Here is a 23,788-nt window from a genome sequence, read left to right on the forward strand (position 1 = left end):
TCAGGCGGCCTCCGGCTCTTCGGCTGCTCCAGTCCTTCGGCAGTTCCGGATTACTTCGGCTGTTCCGGGGTCTTTCGGCTGTTTCAGTTCTTCACGTACAGGGGCTCGCCCGGAGGGGTCGTCCCGGCCGGCAGCAGTGCCAGGTCGAGGCCGCGCACCAGGCGGGCCCTCAGTGTTTCGTCGGCGGCCAGACGCCGGGCCACCGCCCGGGCGGCCTCGGCGGGGACGGCGGCCGGGTCGAGGACGAGGGCCAGGGTGCCGTCGGCCTGCCCCGGCCCGAGGTGGGCGCTGAGCACCTCCGGTTCGGCGGCCACCGCGGCCCGTACCGCCGCCACCACGGCCGGATCGGCGAGCGGGTCGGTCGACGTACGGCCCTCGGCGAGCGCCAGCAGCGCCGGGCCGGTCAGTTCGAAGGCCACCGGTCCGGCCAGGTCGAGCACGACCGTGTCCGCCTTCTCATGGGCGGCGGCCCGGAGCGCCTGGTGCAGGGGCACGGCGACCGGGCGGGCCTCGGGATCCCATCGGGCGAGGGAGTCCGTGGAGGTGAACGCGGGCAGCGCGGTGCGGGCGCCCGCCTTCAGCGTGGGCACGGCCATGTCGCTCGTCTTCTCGCGGCGCAGCCCGTTCTCGTCCTCCTCCACCTCACCGAGCACGGCCACCACGGGGACGAGCAGCCGAGCGCCCTCGAGGGCCGCGAGGACCGGGCCCACGGCGGTGCGGTCCTCGGCCCAGGCGGCGAGCGCCGCGCTCAGCCGGGGGTCGGCGGAGCCGTCGTCGTCGGAGAAGCCGGAGTCGGGAATGTTCTTGTTCGCCACGGTCGTCGACCCTATCGGGGGGATGCTGCTGGGCTTGTGCGGGGCCCGAAACACGGTGGTGACGCCTTTCACCGAATTCTCAGCGATCCCTGACACACCTCTAACGTGCGTCTAACGGCGTGCACAGTCGCCGCCCCGACCATCGACGGTCATGGAGTCCTCCAGAGCACGTCGCGGCCGCGCTCGCACCTCCCGGCGCCGTCCGCTCCTCTGCACCGCGCTCACCACGGTCGCCGTCCTGGGCGCGACGGCGGGCGGGACCGTTTACGTGAAGGCGCAGGCGCGCCCGGGGACCGTAGCCGTATCGTCGTCCTCCGCGACGCCGTCGGCCTCGGCGTCGGCGTCCGGTTCGGGGAGCGGAGAGGTGTCGGTGGAGACGGTGGCGGCGCCCGAGCAGGACGACGACGCGCTGCTGGCGTCGGCGCTGGACTCGGTGACCGTGCCCGGCGACGCGGCCGTCTCCGTGGCCGTGCTCGACCTGGACTCCGGTGACGGTGCCACGTACGGCTCGGGCGCCTTCGACACGGCGAGCATCGTCAAGGTGGACATCCTGGCGACACTGCTGCTCCAGGCGCAGGACGCGGACCGGCATCTCACGGCGGCGGAGAAGTCGTACGCCACCGCGATGATCGAGAACAGTGACAACGACTCGGCGTCGGCGCTCTGGCGGATCATCGGGAAGGCGCAGGGCCTCGACGCCGCGAACGAGCGGTTCGGGCTGACGGACACCGCGGGCGGCGACGACATGCTGTGGGGCCTGACGCAGACCACGGCCGCCGATCAGCTCACCCTCCTCCAGCAGGTCTTCGGGGACGACTCGGAACTGAGCGAGGCGTCACGGACGTACGTCCAGGGCCTGATGGGGCGGATAGCGGCCGACCAGCGCTGGGGTGTCTCGGCGGCGGCCGACGGGTCCTCGTGGGCGCTGAAGAACGGCTGGCTGGCGCGCAGCACGACCGGGCTGTGGGACATCAACAGCATCGGCCGGGTGACCGTCGACGGGCACGATTGCCTGGTGGCCGTGGTGTCGAACGGCAACGCGACCCAGGCGGCCGGCATCTCGCTGGTCGAGCAGGTGGCACGGGCGGCGGTGTCGTCGTTCCGGGGCGACGGTGCTTCGGCGTCCGCGCCGGCGTCGACGTCCACGTCCGCGTCCGCCTCGTCGTCCGCCACCGAATAGCCCTCCGTTCCCTCGCTGCCCGGGCCCACCCGGGACCGGTGACGGGTGGACGTGCGGTCGGGCGGCGCTGGGTCGGGTCCGCAACGTAGCGCCGACTGCCCGGAGGGCAGGGCGAGCCAGGCGGGACTTTGCGGACCCGACCTAGAGGGTCTCGTAGGTCTCGTGCCGGTCGCGCTCGCGGCGGCCACGCCACAGGACGACCGCCGCCACCAGCAGCACTCCCCCGGCGCCGCCCGCGAGCAGGCCCGCCCCGCTCGACGTGCCGTCGTCCGCCTTCGGCTTGTCCGGGCCGGAGCCGAAGTACCGCTGTCCGTAGGCCGCGGACTGCAGGCCCTCCGGCTCGAGGTCGGCGGCGGCCTTGATCGCGGCGGCCGGATCGATGAAGCCGAAGCCCCGGGAGTCGTCACGGCCGCCGGTCGGGGCGTTGCGGGCGGTGTCCTCCAGGAGCTTCTTGATCTGGGCCGGAGTGAGGCCCGGGTGGGCGCCCTTGACCAGCGCCACGGCCCCCGAGACGAAGGCGGAAGCGGCGCTGGTCCCCCACCCCTCGTAGTACTTGTGGTCGGGGTCGGCGATGACGACGTCGACGCCGGGCGCGCTGACCGTCGCGTACCAGCGGCGGGTGGAGAAGGAGGCGCGGGTTCCGTAGCGGTCGACGGCGGTCGCGGCGATGACGCCCGGGTAGGCGGCCGGGTAGGAGATGTGGTCGCCCTTCTCACCGCCGTTGCCGGCCGAGGCGACGACGACCGAGCCCTTCTTCAGCGCGTACTGGACGGCCTCGTCCTCGGCGGGCTCGGGGTGGGCGGAGGCGGAGTCGTCGCCGAGGGAGAGGTTGATGACGTCGGCGCCCTGGTCGGCGGCCCAGCGGATGCCTTCGGCGAGGGCGTTGCCGCGGGTGTTGCGGGCCTTGGTGCGCTGCGGGTCGCCGTCCTCGAGGATCACCCGGACGGGAAGGATCTTCGCCTCCGGGGCGATGCCGAGCACTCCGTCGTCGTTGCCGTAACCATGGCCGTGACCTGCGATGATGCCGGCCATCGCGGTGCCGTGGCGGGCCCACGCGCGATCGCCGGGCCCGGCCCCGAAGCCGACCATGTCCTTGCCGGTGAGCACGTTGCCGGTCAGGTCGGGGTGGTCGGCCTCGACGCCGGTGTCCAGGACGGCGACGGTGATGCCGGCGCCCTTGGTGGTCCGCCAGGCCTCCTGGGTGTGCAGGGCCTCCAGGGCCCACTGCTTGGCGCGGATGCCATCGGCGTAGGCCGTGGAGGGCGGCACGAGGGCGACGGTGGCGGCGAGGAGGCAGCACAGGAGCCCGGCCCTGCGGGTCGTACGGGTGCTCATGAGGGCTGCTCCGAGGGCGTGACGGCGGTCTTGCGCAGGCCGCGCTCGATGCGGTCGGCGAGGCCCTGCGCCTCGTTGCCGAGACCGGCCTGGGCGGGGGCCGTGGTGGCGCCGGTCGCGGTGGCCGCCGGGGCGGGCTGCGCGGTGTCGACGACGCGGCCGTCGGCCCAGCCGGAGACGGCGTAGACGACGACGGGCGCGTCGGTGAGGACGGAGAGCGTCCACGCGGCGCGCTGCTTGTCGCCGAAGGCGGCGGCGACGGTGCCCTTCGCGGCGTACGGCCTGGGCATCAGGTCTGCCCGTCCCGCCAGCCCTTCCTTCGCGAAGCGGGTGTCGAGCGCGCGCATGGTGGCGGCGTCGGCCGTGGTGAACAGCAGGCCGACGGTGGTCACGTAGCTCTGCGTGGCGTCGGTGTAGGTGGCGCGCAGGAGCCGCTGGCAGCCGACCGGGGCGAGGGCCTTGAGCAGCAGCGGGTCGAAGGCGTCGGCGCAGCCGCCGTCCGGGGCGACGCCGATCCGCGTCCAGGTGCGATCGGCGCCGCCGGGGCCCGCGCCCTGTCCGTCGACCGTGGGCGGGAACAGCTGATCGACCGGGACGTTGTGCCACAAGCCGCCGGCGGTGGCGTAGGTGCTGCGCTCGGCGGCGTCCGCCGGGTCCCCGACCAGCCAACTGCCGGTGACCGCGCCGCCGATGAGCCCCATTCCGAGGACGACGCAGACGGCGGCCGCGGCGGCGCGTCCCCGCCTGCCGAAAACGCGGGGCGTGTCCCGGTACCCCTCGGGCCGCGCGAACGTCACCACGGGCCGAGTGGCGCCGAGGGTCCCGCCCGGCGTCATGGGAGCGCTCCAGGAGAGGGACGGATCGGGGCCGCTCGTCCCGTCCGGGGCAGTGTCGGGCCGGTGCGGAGCCTGCGGCCCGGGAGCCGCGGGCGGCATCGGCGGCTCGGGCGGCATGACGAATTCGGGCCGGCGCACGGCCGTCCCGGGACTCCAGCCCGGCCCGTCGTCCGCCGCCGGGACCGCCGGAGAGTCGCTGTGCAGACCGCCCCCGGCTGGCGCCTCCTGCCGACTCCGCCCTGGCGCGGGCACCCAACCACGAGGCAACGGCGACCAGGCTCCGCCGGACTCGGGCACGGCGGTCCCCGTCGGGCCCGCGGGACGGGAGGAAGTCCCCGAGCCGGAGGAGCGGGAGCCGGGACCGACGGGGCGGGCGCCCGGGTCTGCGAAGTGACTGCCGGAGTCAGCGGGGCGGGTGCCCGTGCCTGCGGAGCCGAGGTCGTCGGTACCGGCGGGACGCGCGCCGTCCGAGTCGGCGGGCCGGAAGTCGTCCGGGTCGGCCGGACGCGCGGCCGCGGGACCGGTGGGCCGGGCACCTTGCCGGCCCGCCGTGCGCGTGCCTTCGGGGTCTGCGGGACGCGCCCCGCCGGCGCCCACGGGAAGGGCGCCGTCGGGACCGGAGGGCCTGGAACCTTCCCAGCCGGCAGGACGCCTGGCGTGGGGACCGGCGGCACGCGAGGAGCCGTCACCCGGCGGACGAGCACCCTCAGCGCCCGCGGGACGGAAGCCGTCACCACCGGCGGCACGCGAGGAGCCGTCACCGGCCGGACGAGCGCCGTTGAGACCCGCGGGACGGAAGCCGTCACCGGCCGGACGGGCGCCGTCAGCGCCTGCGGGACGGGAGCCGTCGGGACCGGAGGGGCGGGCGGCGCCGTCATCCGCGGGACGCGCGGCGTCGGGGCCTGCCGGAGGGGCAGCACCGTCCGAGCCGAAGGCGCGGGAGTCGTCCGAGGACGTGGGGCGCGGGGCCGGCCTGGTGGGTCGCGGGGCGCGGCGGAAGTCATGGGGCGGGGCGGGGCGGGGAACATGCGGGGTGGCCGGACGCTCTTCGGCTCGCGCGGGCATGCCGGTGTCGTCGCGCCGGGGCGCCGAGGCGGGGCGGGCCGGTTGCGGCGCGGTGTCGGGGAAGCGTGCCGACGCGGGCGGCGGGGGCGGGATCATGGCGTCCGTGTGCGGTGCCCGCAGGTCGGTGAAGCGGGGGGCGGTGCTGGGGCCGGGGCTGGGGCTGGGAGAAACCGTGTCCGAGGAGGAAGAGCCGTCCTCGGCCGCGCCCTCACCCCTGGTCGTGGGCGCTCCGGCCGGACCGGCGGACGCCCCGCGCGTGCCTCGCGGCTCAGCCGAGCCGGCCGGGCCGGGAGTCACCGCACGCGGGGCCTCCTGGTGCGGCGGGCCGGCAGGGGGCCGAGAGCCGAACGCCCGCTCGCCCGAACCGGAAGTCTCCCCCCGCTCGGCCTCCCGCTCTCCCGGACCGCTGGTCGCCCAGGACGAAAACCCGCGATCCTCCGAGCCGGAAGTCCCACTGGCCGCCCAGGACGGGAACCGCCGCGCCTCCGCATCGAAGATCTCCCCCGGCGCGGACCGCTGCCGCGGCGGGTCGGTGAGGGGCCGGGGCCGCGTGGGGTCCTGCTGCCCGTCGGGGGGCGTCCGGCGGGCGGGGTCGGGTTCCGGCGGGTCGGCGGGGGCCCGGCGAGTGGGCTCCGGGTCCGTCGGCGGCAGGGACGGGCGGGGAGGGGTCGTGGGGCGCGGCGGGACACCGGGGTGGGGCGGCACGTCCGGGCGCGGGGGAACCGAGGCGCGGCGTGCTTCCGTACTCATGCACCCCCCGTTTCCTCGTCCCCGGGCCGTCGTTCTGGTACGCGGGCGGTCGGTTCCGTGCCCGGGCGGTCGGTCTCGTGCCCGGGCGGCCCGGCGCGGGCGCGGCAGTCCGTCCGGGCACGCATACCCACACGGGTGGACCTGCATCCCGACGCGGGTGCCCGGCCGGAGCCGTTCCGCCATGCGTGCGCGTCACTCTACGGCTTGTCGCCGGGCAAGCGGGAACCAGTCCGCGACGCCCGGGGCTTCTGCCCGGAACGTCCCCCTACCCTGGGGTAATCCTGTCTGGCAGGCTTCGTTCATGACTGCGCGCGCCGCCGACCGGGCCCGTTACGACCGGGCCACCGCCCATCTCGACGCCCCTCTGGCCCTTGTGGACCTGGACGCTTTCGACGCCAACGCCGAGGATTTGGTCCGCCGGGCCGGCGGCAAGCCGATCCGCGTCGCCAGCAAGTCCATACGCTGCCGGACGCTGCTTGAGCGCGTCCTGGCCAAGGACGGCTTCGCCGGCATCATGTCCTTCACCCTCGCCGAGTCCCTGTGGCTGGCCCGGTCGGGGTTCGAGGACATTCTGCTCGCCTACCCGTCGGCCGACCGCACCGCCTTCGCCGAGCTGGCCGCCGACCCCAAGCTCGCCGCCGCCGTCACCGTCATGGTCGACGACGTCGCCCAGCTCGACCTCATCGACGGGGCGCGCGGCGAGGGGAGCGAAGTCATCCGCGTCTGCCTGGAGTTGGACACCGCCCTGAAGCTCCTCGGCGGCCGGTTCCGGGTCGGCGCCCTGCGCTCGCCGCTGCATTCCCCCGCCCAGGTCGCCGACGTGGCGAGGGCGGTGTCCCGGCGGCCCGGTTTCAAGCTCGTGGGGATCATGGCCTACGAGGGACACATCGCCGGGGTCGGCGACGCCGTGGCCGGGCGGCCGTTCCGGTCCCGGGCCATCCGGCTGATGCAGGCCACCGCCCGGCGCGAGCTCGCCGAGCGCCGTGCCGCGGTCGTACGGGCGGTGCGGGCCGTCGTACCGGATCTGGAGTACGTCAACGGCGGCGGCACCGGCAGTGTGCAGCACACCGCCGCCGAGGACGCGGTCACGGAGATCGCGGCCGGGTCGGGACTGTACGTGCCGCGTCTGTTCGACAACTACACGTCCTTCAGCGGGCGTCCGGCGGCCCTGTTCGCCCAGCCCGTCGTCCGGCGGCCCGGGGTGGGGATCGTGACCGTCCTCGGCGGCGGGTATCCCGCGTCCGGTGCGGCGGGGCCCGACCGGCTGCCCGTGCCGTACCTGCCGGAAGGGCTGCGTTACGACCCCCAGGAGGGGCCCGGCGAGGTGCAGACGCCGCTGCTCGGCTCCCCGGCCGACGATCTGCTGATCGGCGACAAGGTGTGGTTCCGGCACGCGAAGGCCGGTGAGCTGTGCGAGCGGTTCGACGTGCTGCACCTCGTCGAGGGGGACGCCGTGACGGCGACCGTGCCGACCTACCGGGGTGAGGGGCAGACCTTCCTGTAGGCCGGCCGGTACGGGACGTCGGGCGTCCGGCGCCGGGCGTCCTACAGCGGGGTGACGTACGCCCCGGAGATCCCGCCGTCCACCAGGAAGTCGGAGGCGTTGACGAACGAGGAGTCGTCGCTGGCCAGGAAGGCGACGGCGGCGGCGATCTCCTCGGCCTCGGCGAACCGGCCGACGGGAATGTGCACCAGCCGGCGGGCGGCCCGCTCCGGGTCCTTGGCGAACAGTTCCCGCAGCAGCGGGGTGTTGACCGGCCCCGGGCAGAGGGCGTTCACCCGGATGCCCTCCCGTGCGAACTGCACGCCCAGCTCACGGGACATGGCGAGGACACCGCCCTTGGACGCCGTGTACGAGATCTGCGAGGTCGCGGCGCCCATCCGCGCCACGAAGGACGCCGTGTTGATGATGGAGCCCCTGCCCTGGCGCCGCATGTAGGGGATCGCGGCCTTGCAGCACAGGTAGACGGAGGTCAGGTTGACCTCCTGGACGCGCTTCCAGGCCTCGAGGCCGGTCTCCAGGATGGAGTCGTCGTCGGGCGGGGAGATGCCCGCGTTGTTGAAGGCGATGTCGACGCTGCCGTAGGTGTCGTAGGCGGTCTTGAACAGCGCCTCGACCTGCTCGGGGTCGGTGACGTCGACCTTCACGAAGGTGCCGCCGGCCTCCTCGGCGGCTGCCTTGCCGCGGGTCTCGTCGACATCGCCGCAGACCACGTGCGCGCCCTCGGAGGCGAGCCGGCGCGCGGTGGCGAGGCCGATGCCGCTGCCGGCTCCGGTGATGACGGCGGTGCGGCCGACCAGACGGCGGCAGATGATCTCGTCAGGCGATGCGGTCACTGTGCGGGGCCCTCCGTGCTGATGAAGACGTTCTTGGTTTCGGTGAAGGCGGCCAGGGCGTCCGGACCCAGTTCACGGCCGACGCCGGACTGCTTGTAGCCGCCGAAGGGGGTCCAGTAGCGCACGCTGGAGTGGGAGTTGACGGACAGGTTGCCCGCGCGGACGGCCTGGGAGACGCGCAGCGCGCGGCCGACGTCCCGGGTCCAGATGGAGCCGGAGAGTCCGTAGGGGGTGTCGTTGGCGAGCCGGATCGCGTCCGCCTCGTCGGTGAACGGGAGCAGTACGGCGACCGGACCGAAGATCTCCTCGCGGGCCGCCTCGGAATCGGGTCGCTCCCCGGTGAGAACGGTCGGCGGGAACCAGAAGCCGGGTCCGTCGGGGGCGCTCCCGCGCAGCGCACGGGCGTCGTCCGGCACGAACGACCGTACGCGGTCCACCTGTTGGCGGGAGATCAGCGGTCCCATCTGCGTCTTCTCGTCGGCCGGGTCACCGACCCGCACGGCGGCCAGCTCCCGTGCCAGGTGGTCGGCCACCTCGTCGTACACCGACTCCTGGACGAGGACGCGGGTGCGGGCGCAGCAGTCCTGGCCCGAGTTGTCGAGGAAGGAGAAGGGGTCGACGGCCGTCTTCAGGTCGGCGTCCGCGAAGACGATGTTGGGGCTCTTGCCGCCGAGTTCCAGGGTGACCGGCTTGACCTGCCGGGCGCAGCGCTCCATGACCTCCCGGCCGGTGCGGGTGGAGCCCGTGAACACGATCTTCGCCACGCCCGGGTGGTCGACGAGCGCACGGCCCGCGACGGCGCCGTGACCGGGCAGCACCTGGAAGAGGTGCTCCGGCAGTCCCGCCTCCAGTGCCAGTTCGGCCAGGCGCAAAGCGGTCAGCGGGGTGGTCTCGGCCGGTTTGAGGACGACGGCGTTGCCTGCCGCGAGGGCTGGGAAGGACCCCCAGGCGGCGATCGGCATCGGGAAGTTCCAGGGGGCGATCACACCGACCACGCCGAGCGGCTCGTGGAAGGTGACGTTCCAGCCGCCGGGCACGGGGATCTGCCGGCCCAGGAGCCGTTCGACGCCACCGGCCGCGTACAGCAGCAGGTCGCGGGCGTTCCCGGCCTCCCAGCGGGCATTCCCGAGGAGGTGGCCCGCCTCGCGGACCTCCAGGAGCGCCAGTTCCTCGAGGTGCGCGTCGACGACGTCGGCGAAGCGGCGCAGCAGCCGGGCCCGGTCGGCCGGGGCGGCGGCCGCCCAGGCCGCCTGGGCGGCGCCCGCGCGGACGACCGCGCGGTCCACGTCGGCCGCGTCGGCGGCCGGGACGACGGCGACGACCTCCTCGGTGGCCGGGTTCAGGACGGTCAGCTCACGCGGGTGCGGCTGCGGGTCGGAGGCGGTGGGAGCGGACGGGGCAGGACCGGACAAGGAAGGGCCTTTCACGGGCGGGTGCATCGCGGGTGCGTCAGAGACGTTCGAAGGAGCGGCGCAGTTCCCAGTCGGTGACCGCGGCGTCGAAGGCCTCCAGCTCGACGCGGGCCATGTTCGAGTAGTGCGCGACGACCTCCTCGCCGAACGCGGCCAGCGCGATCGGGCTGTCCGCCCAGAGCTCGGCGGCCTCGCGCAGGGTGGTCGGGACGTGCGCGTACTCGGCGGTGTAGGCGTTGCCGGGACAGGCCTCGGGCAGCTCCAGCTTCTGTTCGATGCCGTACAGCCCGGCCGCCACCAGGCCCGCGACCGCGAGGTGGGGGTTGACGTCGCCGCCGGGCAGCCGGTTCTCGAAGCGCGTCGAGCGGCCGTGGCCGACGACTCGGAGGGAGCAGGTGCGGTTGTCGTGCCCCCAGGCGACGGCGGTCGGGGCGAAGGAGCCCGGCTGGAACCGCTTGTAGGAGTTGATGTTGGGGGCGTAGAGGAGGGAGAAGTCGCGCAGGGCGGCGAGCTGTCCGGCGAGGAAGTGCCGCATGACGTCGGACATCCCGCCTTCGCCGTCTCCGGCCATGACGTTGGCGCCGTCGGCGTCGGTGAGCGAGAGGTGGATGTGGCAGGAGTTGCCCTCGCGCTCGTTGTACTTCGCCATGAAGGTCAGCGAGAAGCCTTCCTGGGCGGCGATCTCCTTGGCGCCGGTCTTGTAGATCGCGTGCTGGTCGCAGGTGACCAGGGCCTCGTCGTAGCGGAAGACGATCTCGTGCTGGCCGGGGTTGCACTCGCCCTTGGCGGACTCGACGGTGAGCCCGGCGCCGGCCATCTCGTTGCGGATGCGGCGCAGCAGCGGCTCGACCCGGCCGGTGCCGAGCACCGAGTAGTCGACGTTGTACTGGTTGACCGGGGTGAGGCCGCGGTAGTTCGCGTCCCAGGCCGCCTCGTAGCTGTCCTTGAAGACGATGAACTCCAGCTCGGTGCCGACCTGGGCGGTGAAACCGTGCCCGGCCAGCCGCTCCAGCTGACGGCGCAGGATCTGACGCGGGGCGGCGACCACGGGTGAACCGTCGTTCCAGGCCAGGTCGGCGATGAGCATGGCGGTACCGGCGTTCCAGGGCACGCGGCGCAGGGTGGACAGGTCGGGGCGCATGGCGAAGTCGCCGTAGCCGCGCTCCCAGGAGGACATCGCATACCCGTCGACGGTGTTCATCTCCGTGTCGACGGCGAGGAGGTAGTTGCAGCCCTCGGTGCCGTGCCGGAGGACCTCGTCGAGGAAGAACTGGGCGGCGAACCGCTTTCCCTGGAGACGCCCTTGCATGTCGGGGAAGGCCAGGACGACAGTGTCGATCTCGCCGCTCGCGACGTGAGCGTGCAGCTCGTCGACGCCGAGCGGGGGTGTGCGGTCTGCCACGGGAAGGGCCTCCTTCGGCTTTCCCGGCTCCCTCGTCTTCTTCGGGCGGGCCGGGAGCCATAAGGTATTGCGGAGAACCATTGCTTGGGAAGGGGGCGCGGCCAGATGTCGGTGGACACTGACGGCGGACCGGACGACCGGCTGACGCCGGTACTGCGGCCGGTGCGGGCCGGGAACGGCTTCGAGGAGGCGCTGGAGCAGATTCTCCAGGTGGTGCGCCTGGGTCTGGTGCCGGGCGGGGAACGGCTGCCGGCCGAGCGGGACCTGGCGGAACGGCTCGGGATCAGCCGGGTGACACTGCGCGAGGTCCTGAAGGTCCTCCAGGACCAGGGACTGGTCGAGTCCCGCCGGGGCCGGTACGGCGGAACGTTCGTGCTGCCGCGTACGGACGCGGGCGGCGAGGACGAGCTGCGGCGGCGGATCGCCGAGGTCGACATCGAGGACGTGCTGCGCTTCCGCGAGGTGCTGGAGGTGGGTGCGGCGGGCCTGTGCGCGGCACACGGCCTGGACGCGGAGCAGGCGGGCAGGCTGCGCGACGCCCTGGCCCGCACGGCGGACGCGCCGCTGGCCGACTACCGCCGCCTGGACACGATGCTCCACCTCACCCTGGCCGAGCTGTGCGGCTCGCCCTCACTGACCGCGCGGTACGCGGCGGTCCGGGCCACCGTGAACGACCTGCTCGACTGCATCCCGCTCCTCGTGCGCAACCTGGAGCACTCGCAGCGCCAGCACATCGCGCTGGTCGAGGCGGTGCTGGACGGGGACGCGGACGGCGCGCGGGAGATGATGCGGGAGCACTGCGGGGGGACGGCGGCCCTGCTCAGGGGCTTCCTGACATGAAATGGTGTGCACGCGATCCATTGCGGGAGTGGGAGGGCACATGACGAACGGCGCACGTCCGCTGATCGGCGTCAGCACGTACCTGGAGTCCCGGGTGCGCTGGGCCGTGTGGGAGCTGGACGCGGCGATGCTGCCGGCCGGGTATCCGCGGCTCGTGCAGCGGGCCGGCGGACTGGCCGCGATGCTCCCGCCGGACGCTCCCGAGCACGCGGCGGCGGCCGTGGCCCGCCTGGACGGCCTGGTGATCGCGGGCGGACCCGACGTCGAGCCGGTCCGCTACGGCGCCGAGCCGGAGCCCCGCACCGGCCCGCCGGCCCGGGAGCGGGACGCCTGGGAGCTGGCCCTGATCGAGGCGGCGCTGGCCGCGGAGGTCCCGCTGCTGGGCATCTGCCGGGGCATGCAGCTGCTGAACGTCGCCCTCGGCGGCACCCTGACCCAGCACATCGACGGCCACGCCGAGGCCGTCGGTGTCTTCGGCCGCCACCCGGTCAAGCCGGTCCCCGGCACGCGGTACGCCGAGGCCGTCGAGGAGGAAACCTCCGTACCGACCTACCACCACCAGGCGGTGGACCGCCTGGGCGCGGGCCTGATCCCGTCGGCGTACGCGGGGGACGGCACCGTGGAGGCCGTCGAACTACCGTCCGTGAACTGGGTACTGGGCGTCCAGTGGCACCCGGAGATGGACAAGGACGTCCGGGTCATGCGCGCCCTGGTGGAAGCGGCACGATCGAGCCCGTCCGGCGCTTGAGGACGAGGCCTTCAGGCCTGAGGGGCGTCCGGGGGCACCGACCCCAGGGACGGGAAGGGAAGGGGCGGCGGGGGCGGGAAACCTACCCCCGCGTCAGCGACAGCAGTTCCCGCGCCGGCCCGGCAGGCCGATGCCCCGTGGGCCACACCGCCCGCAGATCACGGGCCAGCGCGACCCCCTCCACCGGCACCTTCACCAGCCGCCGCAGCCCCAACTCCTCACCGACGGCCAGTTCGCTCAGCACCGCCGGCCCCGCCCCACTGACCGCCGCCGCCTTGACCGCCGTCGTCGAGGACAGCTCGATGAGAGGCCGCGCCAGACCGCCCAGCGCCGTGTCGAGGACCTGACGGGTCCCCGAGCCCTGCTCCCGTAGGATCAGCGGCGTGGAGGCCAGCTCGGACGCGGGCAGCGGCCGCCGCCGACGGGCCCACGGGTGGCCGGGCGCGACGACGACGATCAGATGGTCGTGGGCTATCACGGCGGAGTCCAGGCCGGGCGGCACCGAGAGTCCCTCCACGAAGCCCAGGTCCGCCTCCCCGGCGAGCAACCGCTCGGCGACGGCAGCCGAGTTGCCCGCGAGCAGCGACACCGCCGTGTCCGGCCGCCCGGCCCGCAGCGCGAGCAGCCAGCCGGGCAGCAGGTATTCGGCGATCGTCATGCTCGCCGCCACCCGCAGCCGCGAGTCCCGGCGGACGCGCAGCGCCTGCGCCCCCGCGTCGAACGCCCGCGCCGCCTCGACGATCCGCCCCGCCCAGTCCGTGACCAGCGCGCCGGTGTCCGTGAGCCGGGAGCCGCGCGGCGACCGGTCCACCAGGGCGACGCCCAACTGGCGTTCCATGGAACGGATCCGGCTGCTCGCGGCCGGCTGTGTGATGCCGAGCTCCCGCGCGGCCGCGCCCAGGCTGCCCAGCCGTGCCACCGCGAGCAGCAGTTCCAGCGCGCCCAGGTCCGGGACGCGGTGCGCGATCGAACCCGTCACGGTCTCCGCGGGCTGTTCCTCGACACTCCCCATAAGCCCAGCTTATGCCCCCATAGAGTCGTCCTCCCTGGTCGCGGGCGGGCGGCCGCGCGACCGTGGAGTCATGGTCACCGCCGCCCAGCCCCTGTACGCCCTCCCCCGTGCGCGCGCCGGCGCCGTCCGTCACCTCGGACCGAACTGGTACGCCACGGTCATGGGAACCGCGATCCTCGCCACGGCGGGCGCCGCGCTGCCGGTCCGTGTGCCGGGGCTGCGGACGCTCTGCGCCGTCTGCTGGGTCCTCTCCCTGGTCCTGCTGCTGGTCCTGCTCGGCGCCCGTGCCCTGCACTGGCGCCATCACCGCGACCAGGCCCGCGCGCACCTGCTCGATCCGGCGACGGCGCCGTTCTACGGCTGCCTGGCGATGGCCCTGCTCGCCGTCGGGGGCGGCGCCCTCACCGTCGGCCGGGATCTGATCGGCACCCGGACCGCGGTCGCCGTCGACGCCGTGCTGTTCACCGTCGGGACGGCGGTCGCGCTCACGGCCGCCGTCGCCGTCCCGTATCTGATGGCCGTAAGCCACCGCGTCTCGGCGTCCGAGGCCACGCCCGTGTGGCTGCTGCCGCTCGTCGCGCCCATGGTGTCGGCCGCGCTGGGGCCACTGCTGGTGCCGTATCTGCCGGCCGGGCAGCCGCGGCAGACCCTGCTCCTGGCGTGCTTCGCGCTGTTCGGGCTGAGCCTGCTCGCCACGTTCGTCATGCTGCCGGTCGTGTTCGCGCGGCTGGTGACGGGTGGGCCGCTGCCCCTCGTCCTCACCCCGACCCTGTTCCTCGTCCTGGGTCCGCTCGGCCAGTCCACCACCGCCGTCGGGAAGTTCGCGGACGTCGCTCCAGGAGTCGTGCCCGGCCCCGACAGCCGCGGATTCGCCGTGCTCGCCGTGCTGTACGGGGTGCCCGTCATGGGGTTCGCGCTGCTCTGGCTCTGTCTGGCCACGGCGCACGTGGTGCGGGCCCGCCGGCACGGGCTGGGCTTCGCGATGACGTGGTGGGCGTTCACCTTCCCGGTCGGCACCTGTGTGACCGGGGCGGCGGCGCTGGCCCGGTACACCGGGCTGGCCATCTACGCCGGGCTCGCCTGCGCGCTGTACGTCGTCCTCGTCGCCGCGTGGGGCGTGGCCGCCGCGCACACCGTCCGCGGGCTGCTCAGCGGTGAGCTGCTCGCAGGGCCTCGCCCAGCGCCTTCGGCGCCTCGGCGAGCGACGGTCCGTACCACGTCAGGTGCCGTCCGCTGACGAGCGCGCAGGGCAGCCCGGGGAAAGCCTCGGGGCCGTCGTCGGCGGTGAAGCGGTAGGGCTCGTCGGGCAGCACGACCAGGTCCGGCGCGGCGGCGCGCAGTTCCTCGACCGCGATCCGCGGATAGCGTTCCGCGTGCCCGGCGTACAGCTGGTCGACGCCCAGGCGGGTCAGTACGTCCCCGGCGAAGGTGTCGCGGCCCAGCACCATCCACGGCCGGCGCCAGATCGGTACGACGGCGGTCCGGCGGCCCGTGAGCGGCAGCGGCGCCGCCCACGCCTCCTCCGCCTCCGCCAGCCACGCCGGTCGCGCCGGCGCCCCGCACGCCCGGAGCACCCGAGCCAGCTCCCGGAAGGCCTGCGGCACGTCCCGGACGACGGTCACCAGGACCTCGACGCCGGCCGCGCGCAGAGCGGCGAGGTCGGGTTCCCGGTTCTCCTCCTCGTTGGCGATCACCAGGTCGGGGGCGAGGGCGACGATCCGGTCGACCCGGGGGTTCTTGGTCCCGCCGATCCGGGTGACGTCGAGGCCCGCCGGGTGGGTGCACCAGTCGGTGGCACCGACCAGGGCGCCGGGCACGGAGGAGGCCACCGCCTCGGTGAGCGACGGCACCAGCGAGACGATCCGCACTACCGCTTCCGGCCCCGGTCGCGGTCCCGTACCGCCTCGATGTGCTCCGCCACGGCGACGACGACCACCCGGGTGTCCGGCACGGTCGCCCGCCAGCGGTGCCGGACCCCGCCGGTGAGGTACAGGGTGTCGCCGCGGCCGAGGCGATAGGCGCGGCCCTCCGCCTCGATCTCCACGGCGCCGTCGGCCACGAACATCAACTGGTCGTTGCGGTACTGGAATTCGCGGCCCGCCTCATGGTCGCCGGTGAACTCCGAGGCGTGCATCTGGTGATGACCGCGCACCAGGGAACGGGAGCGTGGTTCCGGACCCGGGTCCGGCTCGGTCACCTCGGCGCGCACGACGTCCACGCTGCACGCGGGGTCGGCGGCGGCCAGCAGCTCGACGGCCGTGGTGCGCAGGGCGTCGGCGACCTTCTCCAGGGAGCCGGTGCTGGGCCGCGCGCGGTCGTTCTCGATCTGGCTCAGGAACGGGACCGACAGACCGCTGCGTTCGGCCACGACGGCGAGGGTGAGCTCCAGGGACCGGCGTCGACGCCGTACGGCCGCGCCCACCCGCAGGGGCTGATCTTTGTGGTCGCCCATCGCTCCGGCTCCCTCCTTCGCTCGTCGGTACCGTTACTCCCTCTGCTTCCCCTGAGGAGTTGTCTGCACCCTACGCATGTTCGGCAAACCGTTTCATGCGCCCGTCACATCGAGGACACACGGCGTGACGCCGGACCTCACAGTTCGCGCCAGCCGATCGGGCCCCGGACGGGCCGGACGCGCATCCGCCTCGCGGCTTCTTGCTTCAATGCGCGAACGGCCACGCATGTTCCCGCTCGTCCCCGCTTCACGGGGACCGCGGTTCGGGCATGGGCATAGCTCTCCGTACTTGGCCGGATCCTTACCGTGCGGAGGGCCTTGCCGGGGGGCGGTGCGGACGACCCCGCGGAGGGGCGGCTTCGGGCCGGCCGAGGAGAGCGCCGGGGGCCGGGAACGAGCGGCGGAGCGGCGCTGGTCGTCACCCGACACGAGGGGCGGGCCCCGTCGCAGGCCCGAAGGCCGTGCGTCGGCGCCCGCCCCTCGTCGGACGGTCCCGGTGCTGTCAGGTCACCGGGCCGCCCGGCTTTTCTGCCCCGGATCGGCCACCGGAACCCACTTCTCCACCAGACCCGGGTTCTCCTTCAGCCAGGTCCGGACCGCGTCCTGCTCCCTGCCCTTGCCGGCCTGCTGGATCCGCGCCTCCAGACCGGTGAGCTGGGCCTCGGTCATCCGGAAGTCCTTCAGCCACCTGCCGACCTCGGGGTTGTCGGCGGCGAAGCCCTCGCGGGCGACGGTGTGCACGCCGTCCCCCTTGCCCCAGGCGCCCTTGGGGTCCTCGAGCTTCTTCAGGTCGTAGTCGCTGTACGCCCAGTGCGGCGACCAGAGCGTGACGAGGATCGGCTTCCTGGCGGCGTACGCGCGCTTGAGTTCGGCGAGCATCGCAGGCGTGGAGCCGTCGACGACGGTGTAGGCGCCTTCGAGGCCGTACTGCCCCAGGACCTTGTCCTCGAGCAGGCCCATCATTCCGGCGCTGGGCTCGATGCCGGTGATCCTGCCGTCGAACTCGGCGGCGTGGCTCTTGAGGTCCGCCAGCGAGCCGACGTCCTTCACGTAGGACGGGACGGCGAGCTCCAGGGAGGTGGGGCCGTACCAGGAGCCCAGGTCGTCGAGCCGGTCGCCGTACTTCTTCCAGTACTCGCCGTGGGTGGTGGGCAGCCAGGCGTCGGTCTGGAAGTCGATCTGCCCGGTGGCGACGCCGGTGTAGAGGGGCCCTGCGGCGTACTGGGTGGTGTCGACCTCGAAGCCGCGCTCCTCCAGCAGTTCCTTCCAGAGGTAGGTGGAGGCGATGCCCTCGTCCCACGGGATGTAGCCGATCTTGACCTCCTTGCCCTTGCCTATGTCCGAGGCGGAGGCCTCGGCGGTGCCCGGGGAGGAGCCGAAGACGCCCATGCCGCCGGCGACCAGGGCGAGCACGACCACGCCGACCACGGCCACGGCCGGGCGCGGGCGGTACGTCCACACCGAGCCGCGGGTCCTGGCGGCGGCGCGGCGGCCGAGCGGGGAGATCCGGGTGCCGAGGGCGCCGGTCATCCGGTCCAGGTAGATGGCGAGCACCACGATGCCCAGGCCGGCCTCGAAGCCGAGGCCGATGTCGAGCTGCCCGATGGCCTCGTTGACGGCGCCGCCGAGTCCGCCGGTGCCGACCATGCCGGCGATGACGACCATCGACAGGCCCAGCATGATGACCTGGTTGACGCCCGCCATGATCGTCGGCAGGGCGAGCGGCAGCTGCACGCGCAGCAGGGTGTCGCGGGGGCTCGTACCGAACGCCTCGGCGGCCTCGACGAGCTCGGCGTCGACCTGGCGGATGCCGAGCTCGGTCATCCGCACGCCCGGCGCGAGCGCGAAGATCAGGGTGGCGATGACACCCGCCGGGACGCCCATGCCGAAGAACAGGATGGCCGGGATCAGCAGGACCATCGACGGCATCGTCTGGAGCAGGTCCAGGACGGGGCGGAGGGTGGCGCCGACGGCCTTCGAGCGGGCGGCCCAGACACCCAGCGGGAGGGAGATCACCAGGGCGATCGCCGTGGCCACGAGCACCAGGGAGAGCGTCGACATCGCCTCGTCCCACAGGGCGAGAGAGTCGATGAGGGCGAATCCGGCGAAGGCGAGGACGCCCGCGAGGAGGCCGCGCAGCCACCAGGCGAGCACCGCGAGAACGCCCGCGAGGAGGAGCGGTTCGGGTGCGGTGAGAACGGCGTCGAGGCCGTCGTACATGCCTTCGACGACCGCCTTGATCGCGTCGAAGAGCCAGGACATGTGCGTGACGAGCCAGTCGACGCCGGAGTCGACCCGGTCGCCGAGGTGGAGCCTAGGCACGGGCCATCGCCTTCTTCCCGCCGTCGCGCGGACTGTCGCAGGCCGTCGTCCGGCCCCGCTCGTCACCGAGGAAGCGGACGAGGCGCTGTCCCGACACGACACCGACGAGCTTCCGCCCGCCGTCGAGGACGGCGACCGGATGGGTCAGCCGGGCGCTGAGCGCGCACAGCGCCGTGAACGGGGTGCCGGGGGTGGCGGTCTCGCAGCCGCAGTCGGCCTCGTCGCCGCGCACGGCGGTGTCCATGACGGCCGAGGCGGTCAGCACGCGGGAGCGGTCGACGTCCTGGATGAAGGAGGCGACGTAGTCGTTCGCGGGGCGGATCAGGATGTCCTCCGCCGTGCCCGTCTGCACGATGCGGCCGTCGCGCATGACGGCGATCCGGTCGCCCAGGCGCATGGCCTCGTTGAGGTCGTGGGTGATGAAGACGATGGTCTTCCTCAGCGTCTGCTGGAGCGTGAGGAGCTGGTCCTGCATGTCCCGGCGGATCAGCGGGTCCAGCGCGCTGAAGGACTCGTCCATCAGGAGCAGGTCGGCGTCGGTGGCGAGAGCGCGGGCCAGGCCGACGCGCTGCTGCATGCCGCCGGACAACTCGTCCGGCCAGGACTTCTCCCAGCCGGCCAGACCGCACAGCCGCAGCGCCTCGGCGGCGCGTTCCTCGCGTTCCCGGCGGGGGACGCCCTGCACGGCGAGGCCGTAGGCGGCGTTGTCGAGGACGCTGCGGTGCGGGAAGAGCGCGAAGTGCTGGAAGACCATGCTGATCTTCCTCGCCCGGACCTCGCGCAGCTCGCGGTCGGCGAGGGCGGTGAGGTCCTGGCCGTCGAAGAGGACGCGTCCGGCGGTCGGCTCGAGCAGCCCGTTGAGCATGCGCAGCAGGGTGGACTTCCCCGAGCCCGACAGACCCATGACGACGAAGATCTCGCCCGGTTCTACGGTGAAGGAGGCGTCGGTGACGGCGGCCGTGGCGCCGTCGGCGCGCAACTCCTCCCGGCCGGCTCCCTCCCGGAGCCGCTCGACTGCCTGCTGCGGTCGTCTGCCGAACACCTTGTACAGATGCTCGGCCTCAAGCCTGGAGGACACGCGTACCTCTCGTCGGGGACAGGAATCGGAGCACTCGGCAACAGCAAACGATTGAAATCGCAACCGGCACTGCTCCGAGGCCGCCCCTGCCCTGGACCGATCAGGGCAAACGCACGAGTGGTTCAGTTCACAGGAGGTTTCACAGGAGGTTCACGAGTGCCACGGGAGTGAATACGGGCCGGTCAGCCGGGTACGCGTGCGGCATGATGCGAGGCGTGACCGGACGACTGATGCTCCTCGACACCGCCTCGCTCTACTTCCGCGCCTACTTCGGCGTCCCGGACTCCGTGAAGGCGCCGGACGGCACTCCGGTGAACGCCGTGCGCGGACTGCTGGACTTCATCGACCGGCTGGTGAAGGACCACCGGCCGGACGAGCTGGTCGCCTGCATGGACGCCGACTGGCGCCCCCAGTGGCGGGTCGACCTGATCCCCTCCTACAAGGCGCACCGCGTCGCCGAGGAGCGCGAGAGCGGACCGGACGAGGAGGAGGTGCCGGACACGCTCTCGCCGCAGGTGCCGATCATCGAAGCGGTCCTGGACGCGCTCGGCATCGCGCGCGTGGGCGTCGCCGGCTACGAGGCGGACGACGTGATCGGCACGTTCGCCGGGCGGGCGAAGGGCCCGGTCGACATCGTCACCGGCGACCGCGACCTCTACCAGCTGGTGGACGACGCGCGCGGGGTGCGCGTGCTGTACCCGCTGAAGGGCGTCGGCACGCTGCAGCTGACGGACGAGGCGTGGCTGCGCGAGAAGTACGGCGTCGACGGCAGCGGGTACGCGGATCTGGCCCTGCTGCGCGGCGACCCGAGCGACGGCCTGCCGGGCGTGCCGGGCATCGGGGAGAAGACCGCGGCCAAGCTGCTGGCCGAGTTCGGCGACCTGGCCGGGATCGTGGCGGCGGTCGACGACCCGAAGGCGAAACTGACTCCGTCGCAGCGGCTGCGGCTGGACGAGGCCCGGCCGTACCTCGCCGTCGCGCCGAAGGTGGTCGAGGTCGCCCACGACGTGCCGCTGCCGGACGTGGACACCGCGCTGCCCCGTGCGCCGCGGGACGGAGCGACACTGGAGGCACTGGGGCGGCGGTGGGGACTCGGCGGGTCGCTGCAGCGGCTGCTGACGACGCTGGGCGCGCCGCCCGCGTGATCATGGGTCTCGCGTGGAGGAATGACAGCGCCGGGAGCCGGGAGTCATCCTCGGACGAGATCCGGTGGAGAGTCGGTCGAGCTCTCGAACGGGGAAGGGCATCACCGGGGGGAGAGATGCTAACTTAGGTAAACCTAACCATAGGCATGGGAGGCCGACATGGCAGAACGTCCGGCACGGAAGCCGCGGAAGCCCCACTCCGCGCAGGTCGTCCGCACCGAACGGCTCACCCCCCATATGCAGCGCGTCGTGCTCGGCGGCGAGGGCCTGACCGAGTTCACGGCGGGCGCCTGCACCGACCACTACGTGAAACTGCTCTTCGGCCCCGAGGGCGTGACCTACCCCGAGCCCTTCGACCTGGAACGCATCCGCGCCGAGTTCCCCCGCGAGCACTGGCCCGTGACCCGGACCTACACCGTGCGCAACTGGGACGCCGAACACGGCGAGCTGACCCTGGACTTCGTGGTGCACGGCGACGAGGGTCTGGCCGGGCCGTGGGCGGCGCGCGTCCAGCCGGGCGAGATCGTCCGCTTCATGGGCCCCGGCGGCGCCTACGCGCCCGACACGGCAGCCGACTGGCACCTGCTGGCCGGCGACGAGAGCGCCCTGCCCGCCATCGCGACCGCCCTGGAGTCGCTGCCCGCCGGGAGCGTCGCCCACGCCTTCATCGAGGTGACGGGCCCCGAGGAGGAGCAGAAGATCGACTCCGACGTGGAGGTCGTCTGGCTGCACCGCGGCGACCGGCCGATCGGCGAGAGGCTCGTCGAGGCCGTACGGGCGCTGGAGTTCCCCGAGGGCCGCCTGCACGCGTTCGTGCACGGCGAGGCCGCCTGCGTGAAGGAGCTGCGCAAGTTCCTGCGCGTCGAGCTGGACATCCCGCGCGAGGACCTGTCGATCTCCGGCTACTGGCGGCTCGGTCACAACGAGGACGGCTGGCAGGCCTCGAAGCGGGACTGGAACGCGCGCGTGGAGGCGGAGCAGGAGGGTGCGGCGCCGGCCGCGTGACCCGACGGAAGCGGCCCGCACTCGTGGAGCGGGCCGCCCCGAGTGAACCACCCCCAGAGTGCGACCGCCCCGCGGGTTCCAAGTCGCCCATGAGCGGCGGGGGCCGACGTGGGTCCCAAGTCGCTCATGAGCGGCGGGGGCTGACGGGGTGGCAGCATCTTCATCCCCCCTTCGCATGACCGACACCGACCGACTTCGAACGACACCGACCGGCACCCGCTGGCCATCGCCGGACACACCCGAGCCGAGTCGCGACATAACGCGATCGGTCGAGGTCCGCGGTGACGTGAGGACTTGGGCCCGCCCCGGACACGGCGGCGTGACGCGTACGAAACAGCCCGTCCCTAATTTCTGTCGCCCGACAGGAATTAAGTTCACTGGGACCAAGGCAGGTTTCGCCGTGACGACAACGACCCCCTCCGACGTACGCCCCGACCCGCCGCACTCCCCCGACGCGGGCGACGGCTCCCTCGCCGAGTTCGGCTACCGCCAGGAGCTGCACCGCAGCCTGGGCCGGTACGCCTCGTTCGCCGCCGGGTTCTCCTTCATCTCCGTCCTGACGACCGTCTTCCAGTTCTTCGCCTTCGGATACGCCTTCGGCGGCCCGGTGTTCTTCTGGGCCTGGCCGGCCGTGCTGGCCGGCCAGTTGCTGGTCGCCGCGTGCTTCGCCGAGCTGGCGGCGCGCTACCCGATCTCGGGCGCCATCTACCAGTGGTCGTCGCGGCTGTCGACTCCCTCGTTCGGCTGGTTCGCCGGCTGGATCATGGTGATCGGGCAGATCGTCGTGGTCGCCGCCGCCGCGCTGGCGCTCCAGATGGTGCTGCCGGCGATCTGGTCGGGCTTCCAGCTGATCGGCACCGACCCGGCGCCCACGTCACCGGACGGCGCGGCCAACGCGGCCCTGCTCGGCGTGATCCTGCTGGCACTGACGACGCTCGTGAACGTCCTGGACAACCGCGTGATGTCCGTGATCAACCGGGTCGGCGTGACCGCCGAGATCATCGGCGCGGTACTCATCGTCGTCCTGCTCCTCACCCACTCCGAGCGCACTCCCGGCATCACCTTCCACACCGAAGGGGCCGCGCAGAACGGCCTGTTCGGCGCGTTGCTCGTGGGTTCGTTCACGGCCGCGTACGTGATGATCGGCTTCGACAGCGCCGGTGAGATGAGCGAGGAGACGCACCACCCGCGGCGCACCGCGCCCCGCACGATCCTCACCGCGCTCGGCGCGGCCGGCCTGCTCGGCGGGCTGATCGTGCTGGGCGGACTGCTGGCCGCGCCCAGCCTGACCGACGGACGCCTCGGGGTCGACGGGCTCAGCTACGTCCTCACCAGCAGCCTCGGCGACGGGGTCGGCAAGGCGCTGCTGGCGGACGTGGTGGTGGCGATCGCGGTGGCGACGCTCGCCATCCAGACGGCGGCCTGCCGGATGCTGTTCTCCATGGCCCGCGACGGACAGCTGCCGTTCTCCGGCCGCCTCGCCCGGGTGAACCCCCGTACCGGCATGCCGAGCGCCCCGGCGCTGGTGGTCGGCGTCCTCGCGGCGGCTCTGCTGCTGCTCAACTTCGCCTCACCGGACGCCTTCCTGGCCATCGGCACGACCTGCATCGTGATGCTGTACCTGGCGTACGCGATGGTCACCGGCCCGCTGCTGGTGCGTCGGCTGCGCGGACAGTTCTCCTCGGCCGGCACCGACGAGACGGGCGCCCGCCTGTTCTCCCTGGGCCGCTGGGGCGTCCCGGTGAACGTCCTCGCCCTCCTCTACGGCCTGCTGATGACCGTCAACCTGGCCTGGCCGCGCGCGGCGGTGTACGACCCGGCGGGCGGCCACTGGTACTTCCAGTGGTTCACCGTGCTCTTCCTCGCCGCGACCCTCGCGACCGGCGTGGCCTTCCGCGCCTACCGCAGCCGGACACCGGCCCCGACCACGGCCGTACCGGAGACGGCGACCGCGTAGACCCGGCAGCCGCGACGAGCCCGGCCGGCGGACACGCAGACCGGACGGGCGCGTCGAGCCTACAGCCGCGGCTGACCGGGCCGGGCCGGCGCACAGG

At 73.3% G+C, this 23,788-nt stretch carries 19 protein-coding genes; 8 read left to right on the plus strand and 11 right to left on the minus strand.

Features of this window, described 5'->3' with window-relative positions:
• Positions 1-83 precede the first annotated feature (83 nt).
• Positions 84-815 (minus strand): SseB family protein, encoded by a 732-nt coding sequence (locus tag ACIPFH_RS30810; RefSeq protein WP_401831505.1) that lies wholly within the window; start codon positions 813-815, stop codon positions 84-86.
• 151 nt (positions 816-966) lie between these two features.
• Between ACIPFH_RS30810 and ACIPFH_RS30815 the strand changes: the two genes are divergently transcribed.
• On the plus strand, positions 967-1,995 hold the full coding sequence (locus tag ACIPFH_RS30815; RefSeq protein ID WP_401831506.1) for a serine hydrolase: 1,029 nt from the start codon (positions 967-969) through the stop codon (positions 1,993-1,995).
• 141 nt (positions 1,996-2,136) lie between these two features.
• On the opposite strand, the gene mycP is transcribed toward ACIPFH_RS30815, so the two are convergent.
• Both mycP and ACIPFH_RS30825 read right to left on the minus strand, forming a co-directional pair.
• Positions 2,137-3,330, minus strand: a complete 1,194-nt coding sequence (gene mycP, locus ACIPFH_RS30820) for a type VII secretion-associated serine protease mycosin (RefSeq protein WP_401831509.1) — start codon at positions 3,328-3,330, stop codon at positions 2,137-2,139.
• Positions 3,327-4,166: a hypothetical protein gene (locus ACIPFH_RS30825; RefSeq protein ID WP_401831511.1), complete on the minus strand. Its 840-nt coding sequence runs from the start codon at positions 4,164-4,166 to the stop codon at positions 3,327-3,329. Before ACIPFH_RS30825 ends, mycP begins: the two co-directional genes overlap by 4 nt.
• Before the next feature lie 2,116 nt (positions 4,167-6,282).
• On the opposite strand from ACIPFH_RS30825, the gene ACIPFH_RS30830 reads away from it, so the two are divergent.
• Positions 6,283-7,485: an amino acid deaminase/aldolase gene (locus ACIPFH_RS30830; RefSeq protein WP_401831513.1), complete on the plus strand. Its 1,203-nt coding sequence runs from the start codon at positions 6,283-6,285 to the stop codon at positions 7,483-7,485.
• 41 nt (positions 7,486-7,526) lie between these two features.
• On the opposite strand, the gene ACIPFH_RS30835 is transcribed toward ACIPFH_RS30830, so the two are convergent.
• From ACIPFH_RS30835 to ACIPFH_RS30845, 3 genes are read right to left on the minus strand one after another with little or no spacing between them, the layout of a single operon-like run.
• Complete coding sequence (locus tag ACIPFH_RS30835) at positions 7,527-8,318, minus strand: 3-oxoacyl-ACP reductase (protein ID WP_401831516.1); 792 nt, start codon at positions 8,316-8,318, stop codon at positions 7,527-7,529.
• On the minus strand, positions 8,315-9,730 hold the full coding sequence (locus ACIPFH_RS30840; RefSeq protein ID WP_401831518.1) for an aldehyde dehydrogenase family protein: 1,416 nt from the start codon (positions 9,728-9,730) through the stop codon (positions 8,315-8,317). Before ACIPFH_RS30840 ends, ACIPFH_RS30835 begins: the two co-directional genes overlap by 4 nt.
• A gap of 37 nt (positions 9,731-9,767) precedes the next feature.
• Positions 9,768-11,132 carry a glutamine synthetase family protein gene (locus tag ACIPFH_RS30845; RefSeq protein WP_401831521.1) on the minus strand — a complete coding sequence of 455 codons (1,365 nt, stop codon included), beginning with the start codon at positions 11,130-11,132 and terminating at the stop codon, positions 9,768-9,770.
• Positions 11,133-11,237: 105 nt separating this feature from the next.
• On the opposite strand from ACIPFH_RS30845, the gene ACIPFH_RS30850 reads away from it, so the two are divergent.
• Both ACIPFH_RS30850 and ACIPFH_RS30855 read left to right on the plus strand, forming a co-directional pair.
• A complete protein-coding gene (locus tag ACIPFH_RS30850; RefSeq protein ID WP_359127548.1) occupies positions 11,238-11,972 on the plus strand; it encodes an FCD domain-containing protein in 735 nt (244 codons plus the stop codon).
• Between the two features lie 40 nt (positions 11,973-12,012).
• Entirely contained in the window at positions 12,013-12,720 is a 708-nt protein-coding gene (locus tag ACIPFH_RS30855; RefSeq protein ID WP_401831524.1) for a gamma-glutamyl-gamma-aminobutyrate hydrolase family protein, read from the plus strand.
• Between the two features lie 82 nt (positions 12,721-12,802).
• Here the strand turns inward: ACIPFH_RS30855 and ACIPFH_RS30860 are convergent, their stop codons facing one another.
• Positions 12,803-13,732, minus strand: a complete 930-nt coding sequence (locus tag ACIPFH_RS30860; RefSeq protein WP_401831526.1) for a LysR family transcriptional regulator — start codon at positions 13,730-13,732, stop codon at positions 12,803-12,805.
• A 70-nt stretch (positions 13,733-13,802) separates the two neighbouring features.
• Between ACIPFH_RS30860 and ACIPFH_RS30865 the strand changes: the two genes are divergently transcribed.
• Complete coding sequence (locus ACIPFH_RS30865) at positions 13,803-14,969, plus strand: TDT family transporter (RefSeq protein ID WP_401831528.1); 1,167 nt, start codon at positions 13,803-13,805, stop codon at positions 14,967-14,969.
• Here ACIPFH_RS30865 and ACIPFH_RS30870 read toward each other — a convergent pair.
• The 4 genes from ACIPFH_RS30870 to ACIPFH_RS30885 form a co-directional block, all read right to left on the minus strand.
• Positions 14,881-15,600, minus strand: a complete 720-nt coding sequence (locus ACIPFH_RS30870) for a helical backbone metal receptor (protein ID WP_356254825.1) — start codon at positions 15,598-15,600, stop codon at positions 14,881-14,883. The genes ACIPFH_RS30865 and ACIPFH_RS30870 overlap by 89 nt on opposite strands.
• A complete protein-coding gene (locus ACIPFH_RS30875) occupies positions 15,600-16,184 on the minus strand; it encodes an XRE family transcriptional regulator (RefSeq protein WP_356254822.1) in 585 nt (194 codons plus the stop codon). Before ACIPFH_RS30875 ends, ACIPFH_RS30870 begins: the two co-directional genes overlap by 1 nt.
• Positions 16,185-16,691: 507 nt before the next feature.
• Positions 16,692-18,506 carry an ABC transporter permease/substrate binding protein gene (locus tag ACIPFH_RS30880; protein ID WP_401831531.1) on the minus strand — a complete coding sequence of 605 codons (1,815 nt, stop codon included), beginning with the start codon at positions 18,504-18,506 and terminating at the stop codon, positions 16,692-16,694.
• Positions 18,499-19,584, minus strand: coding sequence for a glycine betaine/L-proline ABC transporter ATP-binding protein (locus tag ACIPFH_RS30885; RefSeq protein WP_401831534.1), 1,086 nt, complete (start codon positions 19,582-19,584; stop codon positions 18,499-18,501). Before ACIPFH_RS30885 ends, ACIPFH_RS30880 begins: the two co-directional genes overlap by 8 nt.
• Before the next feature lie 206 nt (positions 19,585-19,790).
• Between ACIPFH_RS30885 and ACIPFH_RS30890 the strand changes: the two genes are divergently transcribed.
• The 3 genes from ACIPFH_RS30890 (at position 19,791) to ACIPFH_RS30900 (ending at position 23,691) form a co-directional block, all read left to right on the plus strand.
• Entirely contained in the window at positions 19,791-20,729 is a 939-nt protein-coding gene (locus ACIPFH_RS30890) for a 5'-3' exonuclease H3TH domain-containing protein (RefSeq protein WP_401831918.1), read from the plus strand.
• A 159-nt stretch (positions 20,730-20,888) separates the two neighbouring features.
• The gene (locus ACIPFH_RS30895) at positions 20,889-21,734 is read left to right on the plus strand and encodes a siderophore-interacting protein (RefSeq protein WP_401831536.1); all 846 of its coding nucleotides are present in this window, start codon (positions 20,889-20,891) and stop codon (positions 21,732-21,734) included.
• Positions 21,735-22,134: 400 nt separating this feature from the next.
• Positions 22,135-23,691, plus strand: a complete 1,557-nt coding sequence (locus tag ACIPFH_RS30900; RefSeq protein WP_356254811.1) for an amino acid permease — start codon at positions 22,135-22,137, stop codon at positions 23,689-23,691.
• Positions 23,692-23,788: the final 97 nt, after the last annotated feature.

The sequence above is a fragment of the Streptomyces sp. NPDC088157 genome, from assembly GCF_044741545.1.
In the GTDB taxonomy this organism is placed as follows: domain Bacteria; phylum Actinomycetota; class Actinomycetes; order Streptomycetales; family Streptomycetaceae; genus Streptomyces.

Coding starts and splice junctions, on each gene's coding strand:
- ACIPFH_RS30895 (WP_401831536.1), top strand. CDS start 20,889: ATGGCAGAACGTCCGGCACGGAAGCCGCGGAAGCCCCACTCCGCGCAG.
- ACIPFH_RS30890 (WP_401831918.1), top strand. CDS start 19,791: ATGCGAGGCGTGACCGGACGACTGATGCTCCTCGACACCGCCTCGCTC.
- ACIPFH_RS30825 (WP_401831511.1), bottom strand. CDS start 4,166: ATGACGCCGGGCGGGACCCTCGGCGCCACTCGGCCCGTGGTGACGTTC.
- ACIPFH_RS30815 (WP_401831506.1), top strand. CDS start 967: ATGGAGTCCTCCAGAGCACGTCGCGGCCGCGCTCGCACCTCCCGGCGC.
- ACIPFH_RS30830 (WP_401831513.1), top strand. CDS start 6,283: ATGACTGCGCGCGCCGCCGACCGGGCCCGTTACGACCGGGCCACCGCC.
- ACIPFH_RS30850 (WP_359127548.1), top strand. CDS start 11,238: ATGTCGGTGGACACTGACGGCGGACCGGACGACCGGCTGACGCCGGTA.
- ACIPFH_RS30865 (WP_401831528.1), top strand. CDS start 13,803: ATGGTCACCGCCGCCCAGCCCCTGTACGCCCTCCCCCGTGCGCGCGCC.
- ACIPFH_RS30855 (WP_401831524.1), top strand. CDS start 12,013: ATGACGAACGGCGCACGTCCGCTGATCGGCGTCAGCACGTACCTGGAG.
- ACIPFH_RS30875 (WP_356254822.1), bottom strand. CDS start 16,184: ATGGGCGACCACAAAGATCAGCCCCTGCGGGTGGGCGCGGCCGTACGG.
- mycP (WP_401831509.1), bottom strand. CDS start 3,330: ATGAGCACCCGTACGACCCGCAGGGCCGGGCTCCTGTGCTGCCTCCTC.
- ACIPFH_RS30860 (WP_401831526.1), bottom strand. CDS start 13,732: ATGGGGAGTGTCGAGGAACAGCCCGCGGAGACCGTGACGGGTTCGATC.